Raw genomic sequence first — 14,173 nt, forward strand, 5'->3', positions numbered from 1 at the left:
TGACGCTAGATCTCTCCACTCCGCTTATCATCTTGGGATTATTAATCACCCATTTCGACTAAGCGAGTGGAACGTGGCGCATGGAGAAATCTGTTTTTTATTATATTTTTTGGTTATATAGGTAATATTTATCTTTACTTTAATACTCCGATTATTGGAGGACCACTTTAAGGGGGTTCCGATACCCCCTCCAAAGTACCCTCCAAACCTCCCCGCAAACTTCACCCCTAAACGGTCCCCTGCGCGGGATGCGTTTTTTAAGGTTGGAATCGCTTCGCGATGTCCGTTTGACGAGGATAGTGTTGGTTGCTTACGCAACCTTTTTTTATTTGCGCTGCGCTGGATCTCTCCACTCCGCTTCCTACGAAAACTCGCTTCAAATGAAGCTCTTTCGTGCTTCCGCACTACGTTTTCGGCATAAAAGCCCTAAATCAAAGGGCTTTTATGCGCTCGAGATGACAAGCAATTAAGAGATTGGCTATCCCCTAGGTTGTCATTTCGACCGGAGAAGTCGATAGACTTCGGAGTGGAGAAATCTTTTACATTATTTTTTGTCTCTGCATTACTGCCGTGTCGCTGCTCTCTAGATTTCACCCCAACAAAAAAAGAGGCTCTTGCCTCTTTTTTTCCTTATTTATTTCTTCTCAACATTTCTAAAATTCGAAGCCCTCAATGTTTCATCTATGACTGCTTCTGTGTTTTCTTCTCTTACTCTCAGCTCATCATAGGCTATGTTTGTTGGGAGTTTGAATTCCATACTGTTTGCTCTTAGCATATTTACTTGTCTGATGCCGTGTTCTATGCCTTGGCGGTCGGTTAGTTTTTCGTCTTCTTTGTAGGCTTCTTCTAGGTCTTCGAAGCTCATTACTTTTAGATTAGTAGTCTCTGTTTGTCCAAGCTCTTCTAGGATTTTTTTGTAAAAATCTTCATAGCTTATATATCCAGTTGCCACGGCATAAGTTTTTCTATGCTTGCCATTTTCTAGGGCACTTATGGCTGCTTGGCCAACTGCACTTGCTGTGATTGTTGCAAATCCTCCGCTGGTTACTGGCATAAATTCTTGATTTCTAAGCATATCTACAAACATGGACCAAAGTGGTACTTTGCCTGGCATTGTGCCAAATATTTGTGGCAGCCTTAGGACAGACACATTCATTGCCCCCTCACCTGCATACATTGCAGCCTTTTCTTGGAGGAGTCTGGTTTCTACATATGGTTCTTCTTGGTAGAGATTTTCTCTTAAGTACTCATTTTTTTCTGCAAATTCTGATGTATAGGATCCAAAGAGTACAAAGTTTTGGACTCCTGCTTCTTTGGCTAGTCTTGCTATCCTTTCAGTTGGCAATACATTTTTGTCATAGAAAAATTTCCTAGCTGGCTTTTCTGGGACTATACGTTCATCAACCCCACCTGCATAGACAAAAGAATCGCAACCACGTATCATCTCAACTATTTCCGCATCTGATAGTGCAAAAAAGTTTTGGACTATAAAGTCTACATTTGCATCGTCATTAAATTTTAATTCGTCGGGCAAATCCACCACATCCATAGTCCTTACCGCATAGCCACGGTCCACTGCTTCTTTTATAGTGTGATAACCCAAAAATCCTGCCCCGCCTAGGACAAAAATTTTGTTTAATTCATTCATAGTCTATTCTCCATCATTAGATAAATAATCATACGAAATGCCATAATATTTCTCAACCGCCTCGTATTGAGTCCCGTGATTTAGCTCTTTTACAGCATCCGCCCCCTTAATAATTTCTACAAGACGCATTGCAAGATAAACAGTGACAGCTGCCCCACGGCTGGTGGTAATATTGCCATCAGTTACGACCAACTGATCATCTACATATTCCTTGCAATTGTCAATATCATCTTTCATATCTGGAAAAGATGTGGCTTTTTTGTCTGCCAAAACACCCGCACGATTTAGAACAATAGGCCCTGCACAAATGGCCGCAATGATTTTATCCTCATCATTAAAAGTTTTTACAATGTCAATGACACGATCATCATCACGTAAAGCTTCAGCCCCCTTGGTGCCACCAGGGATATACAGCCCGCCAAAATCAGCTGGGTCGATGTCAGAAAGATTGGCATCCGCTTTTATAATGATATTTGATTTTGTAGTAATATCAGTGCCATCGTGGATAGAAACAGTAGTCACATCAATAACAGCACGACGCAAGTAATCAATAACAGTAACGGCCTCCACATCCTCGCATCCGTTTGCTAAAAATACTAGAAATTTCATAAAATAAGTCCTTTCCTTTAATAAAACTAGGGTTTGTAAGTCATGGTTCTTTATTGATTTATACCCAATTGGGAAAGATATTTGCTAAATGTGTTTTACCAAAGATATTTTTTATTGCGGAGTTTTGGGGAAGGAAGGAGTTTAAGAGAACTTGCTATCCATTTCGACTAAGCGAGTGGAATGGGGCGCATGGAGAAATCTGTTTTGATTTTTAATTTTATTATGGTTATATAGGTAATGTTTATATTTACTTTTATGCTTCGATCTCTGGGGAGCAGGGCGCTAGGGGCAACTAGCCCGTCCGGCTGAGTGAGGACATGCCCCTTATGCCCTTCCCCAGACCCCCGACCCATTGCACCCCGTCTGCCACTGCGTGGGGCAATGAGCAGTAGAAGTTCGCTAGCGAATTCTTTTTTTATTTGCGCTGCGCTGGATCTCTCGGCTGCGCTCGAGATGACTGGGGACTAAAATAATGGTTATTCATCTGTCTTGTCATCCTTAATGACCTATCCCCATTTTTGTAAAAAATGGATGGAAGGTCAGATATCGCTATGTTTCAAATCTTTGATTTGTCAAATAGCGATTGAGCGGAGTGTAACGGAGTCGAAGGATCTCCTGGGGTTTTTATTAATTTTGTTGCGAAGTTTAATGTGAATACTCAACTAGGAGACCCTTCGGCTGCGCTCAGGGTGACAGTAGGGCTTTGTGCTCTTTTACGTCTAACCTCCGCCTTGTCATCCTGAAACTATTTATTATCCATTTCGACTAAGCGAGTGAAACGGAGCGCATGGAGAAATCTGTTTTTTTCTTTTTTGGGCGCTTCGCTGGATCTCTCGGCTGCGCTCGAGATGACATTGGCTAGGAGTATGCTTATCCACTTGGACTGCGCGGCATTTGACCTTCCTTCGATTCTTCTTTGGAAGAATCGGGATAGGTCATAAAAAAATACTCCCACCTTTATTGGTGGGAGCATTTTCAAGTGAGTACCGCGGTTACTATTTTTTTAAATTTTTAAAGTCTTTTCGAGTGCACTCTTATTTTGACTTTTATTATTTAATTGTTTAGCTTAAATAACTATTGGTTATAATTAGTTATTTTTTTTGCTTGCTGCGTAAGCTACTGAAGCTGCTGCTAATACACCTGCAACGCCAGCTACACCAGCGATACCTGTTTTAGCGTTTGAACCAGCTTTTTTGTTAGCTGCTTTTTCTTTTACAACTACTTTTTCAACAACTTTTTCTTTTTCAGCTGGTTTTTCAGCTGGTTTTTCTTCTTTTTCAGCTGGTTTTTCAGCTGGTTTTTCTTCTTCTTTTACTTCGCCATCAAGTTTTTTCATTTCATCTTGGATAGCAGCTGTGTTGTCGTCTAATTCTTTGATTAGTGCGTCAACTTCTTCAGCTGTTGCTTCTTCAGAAGCGAATGCTGTAGAAACTAGAGCTACTTTTTGTCCAGCTGCTTTAAGGATAGCTTCAGCTTTAGCGATAGCTGCTTTTTGTTCAGCTACTAGAGCGTCAAGTTTAGCCATGTTAGCTTTTGATGTGTTTGGCATAACTGATTTTAGGATTTCAACTGCTCTTAATGTTTCGTTAGCTTTAGCGATTGAAGCTCTTAGTCCTTCGTAGTTTACTTTTTTGTCTACTACTTTGTCATCTTCACCTTTAACTTCGATACCATTGTTTGTTGCAACGATAACTACGTTGTAAGCATCAGCTGCTGCTTTAAGTTTAGCAAGAGCTGCTTCGTATTTAGCTACTGCTGGATTAGCTGCTTTTCTAGCATTTTTTTCTTCAGTTTTAGCAACATCATAAGCTGTTTCAGCTGCTACTAATTCTTGGTATGCTGCATCTTTTTCTGATGCTCTTTTTTCGATTGTTGTTTGGTAAACTGTCCAAGCATTTACATATCTTTCGTATGCTACTCTCACTTCTTCTTTTCTCTTGTCTGATGCTTGAGCTGGTTTGTATCCTACATATTCTTTAGCAGCATCAGCTTCTTTACTAGTACCATAATTTTCATCGCTAGCTTTAAGATATTTACCAAATCCATTTTTAGCTAATTGTTTATCTCCTACCCATTTTTTAGCTATAGCTTCATTGTAGTAAGCTTCATCGTAGTTTGGGTTTACTTTAAGAGATTCTGATGCTGGTACAGCTTCAATATCTTTTAATTCAGCGCCTTCAAATGTAGAGAATGGAGCTGGTTCTTTAACTGTGATTGATTCTTTTACAGGGTTTGGTACAACATTAACAGTGTATCCAACTGAGTGGTTACCTACTAACTCATATACTGGATATGGTTTATAAGTTGTTTTTGTTGTTTCAGCTTTTTCAATAGCACCTTCAGATACTGTTGTAAGTTGAGCTAATAATTTTCTAGCGTTAGCTAACTCACTTCTAAGAACTTTATCATCATCGTATAATTTGATGTCTGCATATTTTTTAGCAGCAGCTTTTACTCTTTCTTCAGCTTTTGCTAAATCAGCTTCAGCTTTTGTTAGTCTAGCTTTTTTAGCTGTTGCATCTTCATAAAGTTTTTGAGCTTTTTCAAGTTCTTCAGCGTATTTTTCTTGGAATAAAGTTGTTGCTGCAACTTCTGTTTTTGTTGATACAGCGTCATCAGCGAATGATGGAGCTACTGCACCAAGTCCTAGAGCTAGTGCTAATGCACCTGCTGCTAATTTATTTCTTTTCATTATAAGTATTCTCCTTATTTTCTTTTTACTATTTTTGTAATTTAAATAGTACTCACTTTACACTAACTATATTACACCAATTTCTACACTTTTGCAACACATTTGGCAAATTTATCAATATTTCTAAAAAATATACTTATAAAAATATTCATATTTACTTCAAATTTGTAAGGCTTGTGTAAATTTTAGGCTTTGTAATATGGGCTAGTGTTTTGCCTTGCCCGGTCCTTTTAGCAATTTTTCTAAAGTTTGTTTGTCATGCTATAGTATTGTGGACTTTTGTGGGCAATTTTGTTTATAACTATCGATATTTATTGCACTCATGTTTGTGGTTATCACCCATATATTGATAGTTATATTTATTTTAGCAGAATTTTGCTTTTAGTCAAGGTCTGATTGTTAGAGTTTTGTAACTTTTGGCATGGTTTCGCGACTAATGGTGGCTTTTAGGGTGTCATAGGCGCTTAGCCAGTCGTAGGAGACTAGGGCTTGTTCTCGGTAGAACATGGTTTTGGCGTGGTTTTTGTTGGCGTTGAGGGTGTCAAAGGTGTTTAGGGTGGCGATGGTTTCTCCTGTGGTGAGGACTATGGTGGTGTCTTTGATGTGGTCTACGTAGGCGACGTTGACGAAGCCTCTGGTTTCTTTGTCATAGGTGGAGGTGCGGTATTTGAATCCAAAGAAGACGTGGTGGGCGTCGATGACGTAGGGGGTGTTTTTGCTGATTTGGAGGATGTTTTTGATGATGGCATCCATTTGCTTTTTGCTCTTGCCTCGGTGTTTGTAGAGCTGGTTGAGGTAGAGGGTGGGTGTTTGTTCTATTAGCTGTGTGGTGGTTGTGGTGTAGATCCTAGCGCCAATTCCGAAATTTTTGATTTCTTCTGGGAGTATGGCGATTTGGGGGTTGGTGTTTTGCATGGTGGGTCCTTTCTTTATGTATGTTTACGGTATGTATGTTTACGTATTGTTATTATGGACGATGTTGTAAATTCAAGCGTGTTCTTGGCTTTTATTGTCCATTTCGACTAAGCAAGCGAAGCGGTGCGCATGGAGAAATCTGTTTTTTATTTTTAATTTTATTTGGGTCATATAGGTAATGATTATATTTACTTTTATGCTTCGGACTTTGGAGGGCCACTTTAAGGGGGTTCCGATACCCCCTCCAAAGTATCTTGCTTCGCAAGACCATTCCATGGAGGGTCCTCCATTAGCCGGACAGGCTAGCTTCAAACCACCCCGCAAACTTCACCCCTAAACGGTCCCTACGCGGGATGCGTTTTTTATGGCAGGAATCGCTTCGCGATGTCCGTTTTAGGGGATAGTGATGGTTGCTTACGCAACCTTTTTTTGTATTTGCGCTTCGCTGGATCTCTCGGCTGCGCTCGAGATGACAAGTACTAGGAGAATGATTATCCCCCTGTTTGTCATTTCGACTGGAGAAAATCTTTGATTTTTGGAGTGGAGAAATCATTTCATTTTTTCTGCTCTCCGCTTGTCATCCTTAATGACCTATCCCCATTTTTGTAAAAAATGGATGGAAGGTCAGGTATCGCTATGTTTCAAATCTTTGATTTGTCAAATAGCGATTGAGCGGAGTGTAACGGAGTCGAAGGATCTCCTGATAATATAATTTTCCATTTCGACTAAGCGAGTGGAACGTGGCGCTTGGAGAAATCTGTGTTTTTTATTTTTGATTTGTTTTTGTCATAAGGGTCATGTTTTTATTTATTTTTATACTTCGATCTCTGGGGAGCAGGGCGCTAGGGGCAACTAGACCGTCCGGCTGAGTGAGGACAGGCCCCTTATGCCCTTCCCCAGACCCCCGACCCATTGCACCCCGTCTGCCACTGCGTGGGGCAATGAATAGTTGAAGTTCGCTAGCGAATTCTTTTTTGGGAATATAGAAGCTTGCTTATGCAACCTTTTTTTGTATTTGCGCTTCGTTGGATCTCTCGGCTGCGCTCGAGATGACAAGTACTAGGAGAATGATTATCCCCTTGTTTGTCATTTCGACTGGAGAAAATCTTTGATTTTTGGAGTGGAGAAATCTTTTCATTTTTTTCTGCTCTCCGCTTCTCATCCTGGATTTTATTTTCCATTTCGACTAAGCGAGTGGAGCGATGCGCATGGAGAAATCTGTTTTGATTTTTAATTTTATTTGGGTCATATAGGTAATGATTATATTTACTTTTATACTTCGGTCTTTGGAGGGCCACTTTAAGGGGGTTCGTCCTCATTTAGCCGGACGGGCTATTACCCCCTCCAAAGTATCTTGCTTCGCAAGACCATTCCATGGAGGGTCCTCCATTAGCCGGACGGGCTAGTTTCAAACCACCCCGCAAACCTCACCCCTAAACGGTCCCTGCGCGGGATGCGTTTTTTAAGGTTGGAATCGCTTCGCGATGTCCGTTTTAGGGGATAGTGATGGTTGCTTACGCAACCTTTTTTTGTATTTGCGCTGCGCTGGATCTCTCGACTGCGCTCGAGATGACAGGGATTAAAAGAATGATTATTTTTACTTGTTGTCGGTGTTTATGGATAGTTGTTTACTTTTTTTCGGACTTTTAATGTCTTGTATGTCATTTAGTGTACCTCGTTATGTAGGTCTTGTCTATGGTTTTTTATATGTTTACTTATATAGATTTTTTACTGCGCTTAGGGGCGACATCGGTGTGCTTTACTGGCTTGGTTGGTTGCTTTTTTTATGACACTGGCAAAATCTTTATCTAATACATTTTAAAAACATTTGCCCCTAAATTTTTGGGTATAAATCACATATATATAAAGATAAAAAGGATTTTAATAATATTTTCTAATATATTTAAGGAGGAAGATATGGCGGATTTGGATAAGAAGACTGGGGCGGCTCCTGTGGAGCAGAGTAAGGATAGTGATGATATCCTAGATAGTCCTTATGATGACATCCCTGAGGCTAAGGATAAGTCTATTAATGAGCTTAAAGAGCGCAAGCTTGAGCGTGGCCAGGAGCTTTATACTGGTTTTGGCTTTGGTGGTGTGGATGCTGAAGGGGTGGATATTGACCGATTAGGCGCTGATGAGCAAGCTGTTTTAGCTGAAAATGAAAAGGCTCGTGTGGCTAAAGATAATGATAGGCTTGCTGTGAAGACTATTAATAAAGAAGACAATATGGTTTTTGAGCCTGCTACTGATGGCAAAATTGATGAAAAAACTGCTGTAAGTGTGGGCGAAAATAATGAAAAAAATATTGAAATTCGTAATCAAGGAAATATTGCCCCTAATGAAGTGGCGTCCTATCGTGAAGTCCCTAAGGATACTAGAATTGAGATTAAGGCTGACAAGGGCGATGTGGTTTATAAGGAAGCAGATCTTGATTATGAGCCAATCAGTAGGGCTATTTATGTGGAAGATGACGTAGATTTTGACCAGCCTAGAGCTTTTGATTTGCCTATTAATGTGGAAAGTGTCAATGATACACCGGCTGATTATCAGTTAAATGGAGTGTATTATGGCAATGATTATAGGCAAAATCGTAATTATTTGGCCACTCCTTACCAAAGGGATGCTTATAGTATCAAAAACCACTATAAGGCTCGTGCAAAATATACAAAAAAAGGCCTAACTCTAGGTAAAATCGCCCTTGGCGCAGTGGCCGTGGCTGGAGTCCTATGGCTAGTGAAAGATGATGAAAAAGATGGGTTTTTTAATTAAAATTTGAATAATGTTTTGCTTTGCTGGCTTGGGGGTTATTGATTTTAGAGTTTTTTTGATGATAACTTCCTTGGCAGGTGGTAATAAGGAAAATGTAGGTTGCTTAGGCAGCCTATTTTTTTGTATTTGCGCTTCGCTGGATCTCTCGACTACGCTCGAGATGACAAGGTCTGGGAGAATGTTTATTCATCAGATTGTCATCCTGAGCGGAGTGTAACGGAGTCGAAGGATCTCCTGAGGGTTTTTATTATTTTGATTTCGTCGTTTTAGGTGAATTTTAATCTAGGAGACCCTTCGACTAAGCGAGTGGAACGTGGCGCGTGGAGAAATCTGTGTTTTATTTTTGATTTGTTTTTGTCATAAGGGTAATGTTTTTATTTATTTTTATACTCCGATTATTGGAGGGCCACTTTAAGGGGGTTCCGATACCCCCTCAAAAGTATCTTGCTTCGCAAGACCATTCCATGGAGGGTCCTCCATTAGCCGGACGGGCTAGTTTCAAACCTCCCCGCAAACTTCACCCCTAAACGGTCCCTGCGCGGGATGCGTTTTTTATGGTAGGAATCGCTTCGCGATGTCCGTTTGATAGGATGGTGTTGGTTGCTTATGCAACCTTTTTTTGGATTTACGCTTCGCTGGATCTCTCGACTACGCTCGAGATGACAAGGTCTGGGAGAATGATTATCCCCCTGTTTGTCATTTCGACTGGAGAAAATCTTTGATTTTTTGGAGTGTAGAAATCTTTTTTTCTACTCTTCTCCGCCTTGTCATCCTTAATGACCTATCCCCATTTTTGTAAAAAATGGATGGAAGGTCAGATATCGCTATGTTTCAAATCTTTGATTTGTCAAATAGCGATTGAGCGGAGTGTAACGGAGTCGAAGGATCTCCTGGGGTTTTTATTGTTTTGATTTCGTCGTTTTAGGTGAATTTTAATCTAGGAGACCCTTCGACTACGCTCAGGGTGACAGTGGGGCTTGAACATTTTTTGATTGCGGAGTTTAGAGATACGTTGGATTCCATGGGATTATATCTTTCCATTTCGACTAAGCGAGTGTAACGGGGCGCGTGGAGAAATCTGTTTTATATTTTTAGTGACTTCAATACAAAAAAAGAGAGGATTTCTCCTCTCTGTTTCTTCTTAAATTAACTATTTTCTTTTTTTAGAAACTGCAAATCCTGCTGATGCTAGTGCTGCTGTCATTGCTACTGCGCTTGTTGCAACTCCTGTTTTAGGGTTGTCTCCGCCCTCTTTGTCTTTTTTGTCGTCTTTATCTTTTTCGTCTTTTTTATCTTTTGCAGGGAAAACTTTGCTTTCATCGTTTGGTTTGTTATTTTTGTCTGATTTTGCATTGTTTTCTTTAGCTGGGAATACTTTGCTGCCACCGTCTGCTGGGGTTGTTTCTTTGTTGCCTTCGCCTTTATTTTCATTTTCTTTGGCTGGGAATACTTTGTTACCACCGTCTGCTGGGGTTACTTCTTTGTTGTCTTTGCCTTTATTTTCGTTTTCTTTGGCTGGGAATACTTTGTTACCACCGTCTGCTGGGGTTACTTCTTTGTTGTCTTTGCCTTTATTTTCGTTTTCTTTGGCTGGGAATACTTTGTTGCCGCCGTCTGCTGGAGTTGTTTCTTTGTTGCCTTCAGCATTGTTTTCTTTTTCATTTTTTGCTGGGAATACTTTTGTACCACCATCTGCTGGGGTTACTTCTGAGTCTAGTGTGCTGTCTGTTATTGTTAGTTCTTTGTCTGCATCATCTGTACCAGCTACTCCACCTGTTGTTACGTTTACTGTTTGATTTCCACCGTCTGCTGGGATTGTTTGGTTTGCTGCGTATGCATTTTGAGCTCCAAATCCTAGTACTAATGTTGCTGATAGTGCTGCGGTTAATAATTTTTTGTTCATTGTCTTATTTCTCCTTATATATTTGTTATTATCATTTTATTAGTATTTACCCATTTTTGCAATTTATAAATCTTCATTTATTTACTTAAAAGGTAGTTGTATTCTGCTAGGGCATAGTTTGCTTGTGCCAATAGTTTTTGTGATTGTTCTAGTAAAGCGTTGATTTTCGCCCTATTTTTGGCTAAAGTTTTTGGGGCAAGGTCTTCTAGGATGCCTATGGCTCTGACTGTTGCTTTGTTTTTCTTAATTGCTTCTTCTATTTTGTCACGTTTTGTTCCTAGGTCGCTTATCTTGTAGGTACCCTTTTTAAGGTATTTTAGATCATCTTTTAGTTCGATTGTGTCTTTTTTTGCACTTGAAGTTTCATTGATTGTAATTGTTGATGGCAGGTAGGAAGAGCTTTCTAATGGCCTATATACTGGGGTTGTGTTGCCAAATATTGGTCTTTGACCTTCTGGACTGGTTTTTTCTGGATTTTCCCCATCTGCTGTATTATTTTCCCCGCCATTAGCTGAGTTGTCATCTGTTGGTGTATTTTCAACATTTTCGCTTGTGTCACTACTATCAGTATTGCTATTGTCCGGATCTGGGTTTTGTGGATTGTTTTCTAATTCATTGTCATCATCGACTGGGTCCTCACTGCTAGGGTCTGGATTTTCTGTAGTATTATCATCTTGATTTTCCGGTAAATTGCCTGACTCTCCCTCATTTGGATTTTCTTCAGATGGATCCTTTTCTTCATCTTTTGGTTTTTCTTCTTCTGGGTCTGGTGTGGATGGAGTTTCTTCATTTGAAGGATTTTTTTCTGTTTCATTTTCTATATTTTCATCCACTTGATTTGATGCAATTTTGATTTCTTTATCAATAGCTTCTAGTCCCTCTAGGTCAGTCACGTTATGGATTTTTTCTAGGAAACTATCCTTTTGGTCTTGGCTAAGGCTTGTAGCAAGTAATTTTTCTTCTAAGGCTGTTTTTGCATTTTCTAATTCTTGGCTTGCTTTTTCTTTTTTAGCTTTTTCGTCAGCTTGGTTGATGTCTGATTCGATAATTTCTAGCTCGGCTTGTCTTTCAGCTTTTAAGATTCTATTTTTGAAAGTATCTTTTTGTTCTGGACTAAGGCCAGTATTTTCTAGTTTTTCTTCTAAAAGTTGCTTTGCATTTTCTAATTCTTGAGATACCTTTTCTTGTTTAGCTTTTTCTTCAGCTTCGTTTACTTTTTTATTTATTTCAGCTAATTCTTCTAGATTTTCCGCATTGCTAATTGCTTCTTCAAATAATTTTTCTTGGTCTTCTATTAGATTTGTTTTTGACTTTAAGTTTTCTATTGCTGATTCTTTGGCTGATTTTAATTTTTCTGCTGTTTTTTCTTTATTAGCAACTTCTACGGCTACATTGATTTTTTCTTCTATTTTGGCTAAAGCTTCTTTATCATTAGCTTCTACGATTTGTTTTTCGAATTCCTCTTTTTGGTCTTGTGTCAGAATTGTATTTTCTAGTTTTTCTTCTAATATTTGTTTTGAATTTGCTAATTCTTGTGCTATTTTTTCTTTTTTTGCATTTTCGTCAGCTAGTTTAATATTATTTTCAATTTCTAATAACTGCTCTACAGTTTCAGCATCTTCTATTTGTTTTTCAAAATAAGCTTTTTGTTCAAGATTTATATTTTTAGCATTTTCTAAACTTTGTTTTGCTTTTTCTTTTGCTTCAGCTAGTTCTTTAGCTTTAGCTGCTTCTTCGTCAGCTTGGTCTATATCTTTTTTGATAGCTTCTAGGTCTGCGTGGTTTTCTAAATTTAATATTCTATTTTTAAAAGCATCTTTTTGTTCAGGACTAAGACTAGTATTTTCTAGTTTTTCTTCTAAGGTTAATTTTGCATTTTCTAATTCCTGTGCTTCTTTTTCTTTCTTAGCTACTTCTACTGCTAGGATGATTTCTTCTTCGATTTTGGTTAATGTTTCTTTGTCAGTAGCTTCTACGATTTGTTTTTCAAATTCCGCTTTTTGGTCTGGTCTTAAATTTTCTTTTGAATTTAATTTTTCTGCTAAGTCTGTTTTTGCATTTTCTAATTCTTGGCTTGCTTTTTCTTTTTTAGCATTTTCATCAGCTTGGTTGATTTCTTCTTCGATTTTAGCTAGCATTTCTTTTTCTGTAGCTTCTGCGATTTGTTTTTCAAATTCCGCTTTTTGGTCTGGTCTTAAATTTTCTTTTGAATTTAAATTTTCTATTAATGATTTTTTATTTGCTTCTAATTCTTGATTTGCTTTTTCTTTTTTAGCTATTTCATCAGTTTGGTCAATTTCTATTTGGATAGCTTCTAGGTCGGCTTGATTTTTTGCATTTAGGATTCTATCTTTGAAAGCATCTTTTTGTTCTGGACTAAGATTTGTATTTTCTAATTTTTCTTCTAAGATTTGTTTTGAATTTGCTAATTCTTGTGCTATTTTTTCTTTTTTTGCATTTTCGTCAGCTAGTTTAATATTATTTTCAATTTCTAATAACTGCTCTACAGTTTCAGCATCTTCTATTTGTTTTTCAAAATAAGCTTTTTGTTCAGAATCTATGTGTTCTGAACTTTCTAAGCTTTGTTTAGCTTTGTCTTTTGCTTCAGATACTTCTTTTGCTTTAGAAGCTTCTTCTTCAGTTTCGTCTACTTTTTTATTTATTTCAGCTAATTCTTCTAGATTTTCAGCATTGCTAATTTCTTCTTCAAATAATTTTACTTGGGTCTCTGTTAGATTTGTTTTTGACTTTAAGTTTTCTATTGCTGATTCTTTGGCTGCTTTTAATTCTTCTTCATTTGGTGCGGTTGTTTGGTTTTGGTTTGGTGTTTGGTTATCAGGTTCTATTTCTGGATTTTCTGCTAATTTCTCAGCTTTTTTTTGTTCTGCCTTTGCTCTAGCTGATTCGTATATTTTTATGTAGTCTTCAGGATTTTCTGTTTTTGATACGGCATTGATTTCGCTTATAAATGAATTCCTTTCTTGATCTTCCAATAATCCTTGGTTTCTAAAAACTCTAATTTGGTATTTGGCATCTGCTATTTCAATGTCGATGTCCCTGTTTGCTGATCTGTAATCACTAAGAAGGTATCTTTCTGGACTTGCAATACTGTCATAATGAGCTCGTTTTTCTTCCTTTTCTTTATAATCTTGATCTAGTTCATCTATTTTTTGATTTTGCAGATCTGATTGACTTTTTAAATTATTAATCTCAGTCACAATCTCTATTTTTCTGTCGTTTGAAGGATTGGCCTCAAGCTCGTTTTTTAGCCTTTCAATATTTTTTTCTAGTTCAGTTTTTTTATTTTTTTCACTATTAAGTATTTTTAAAGCTTCATCGCTTATTGCTTTAATTTTTTTATACTCATTCTCAGTTTTGCCTGTAACTATCTCTTGTTTATGAATTAAATTTAGTCTTTTGCTCGCAAAGTCAACTTCTGCCAGCTCCGCATCAGCAGCAAATACTAGTGGCTTTGTTGGGGCAAATATTAGGCCTAGGGATAGGGCGGCTATTATAATCTTTTTTGATTTCACGGCTTCCTCCAAAGAATATATATGTATTATAACTTTATTGTAGTATATCTTTTTGGCTTTGCCTAGGGTCTAATATATTGCGTATTAGGAAAGTTGGGATT

General features: G+C 38.1%; 7 protein-coding genes. 1 reads left to right on the top strand and 6 read right to left on the bottom strand.

Features of this window, described 5'->3' with window-relative positions; all coding sequences use genetic code 11:
* Positions 1 to 634: 634 nt before the first annotated feature.
* From ACF3NF_RS03705 to ACF3NF_RS03720, 4 genes are all read right to left on the bottom strand, one after another.
* Entirely contained in the window at positions 635 to 1,648 is a 1,014-nt protein-coding gene (locus ACF3NF_RS03705) for an NAD-dependent epimerase/dehydratase family protein (protein WP_394024309.1), read from the bottom strand.
* Between the two features lie 3 nt (positions 1,649 to 1,651).
* Positions 1,652 to 2,257 (bottom strand): DJ-1 family glyoxalase III, encoded by a 606-nt coding sequence (locus ACF3NF_RS03710; RefSeq protein ID WP_394024311.1) that lies wholly within the window; start codon positions 2,255 to 2,257, stop codon positions 1,652 to 1,654.
* 1,087 nt (positions 2,258 to 3,344) lie between these two features.
* The gene (locus ACF3NF_RS03715; RefSeq protein WP_394024313.1) at positions 3,345 to 4,949 is read right to left on the bottom strand and encodes a hypothetical protein; all 1,605 of its coding nucleotides are present in this window, start codon (positions 4,947 to 4,949) and stop codon (positions 3,345 to 3,347) included.
* A 399-nt stretch (positions 4,950 to 5,348) separates the two neighbouring features.
* Positions 5,349 to 5,864 (bottom strand): hypothetical protein, encoded by a 516-nt coding sequence (locus ACF3NF_RS03720; RefSeq protein WP_394024315.1) that lies wholly within the window; start codon positions 5,862 to 5,864, stop codon positions 5,349 to 5,351.
* A 1,917-nt stretch (positions 5,865 to 7,781) separates the two neighbouring features.
* Here ACF3NF_RS03720 and ACF3NF_RS03725 point away from each other — a divergent pair.
* Positions 7,782 to 8,636, top strand: a complete 855-nt coding sequence (locus ACF3NF_RS03725; RefSeq protein ID WP_394024317.1) for a hypothetical protein — start codon at positions 7,782 to 7,784, stop codon at positions 8,634 to 8,636.
* 1,150 nt (positions 8,637 to 9,786) lie between these two features.
* Here ACF3NF_RS03725 and ACF3NF_RS03730 read toward each other — a convergent pair.
* Complete coding sequence (locus ACF3NF_RS03730) at positions 9,787 to 10,539, bottom strand: hypothetical protein (RefSeq protein ID WP_394024319.1); 753 nt, start codon at positions 10,537 to 10,539, stop codon at positions 9,787 to 9,789.
* Between the two features lie 77 nt (positions 10,540 to 10,616).
* Positions 10,617 to 14,072: a hypothetical protein gene (locus ACF3NF_RS03735; protein ID WP_394024321.1), complete on the bottom strand. Its 3,456-nt coding sequence runs from the start codon at positions 14,070 to 14,072 to the stop codon at positions 10,617 to 10,619.
* Between the last annotated feature and the right edge of the window lie 101 nt (positions 14,073 to 14,173).

Source organism: Anaerococcus martiniensis, from assembly GCF_043187485.1.
In the GTDB taxonomy this organism is placed as follows: domain Bacteria; phylum Bacillota; class Clostridia; order Tissierellales; family Peptoniphilaceae; genus Anaerococcus; species Anaerococcus martiniensis.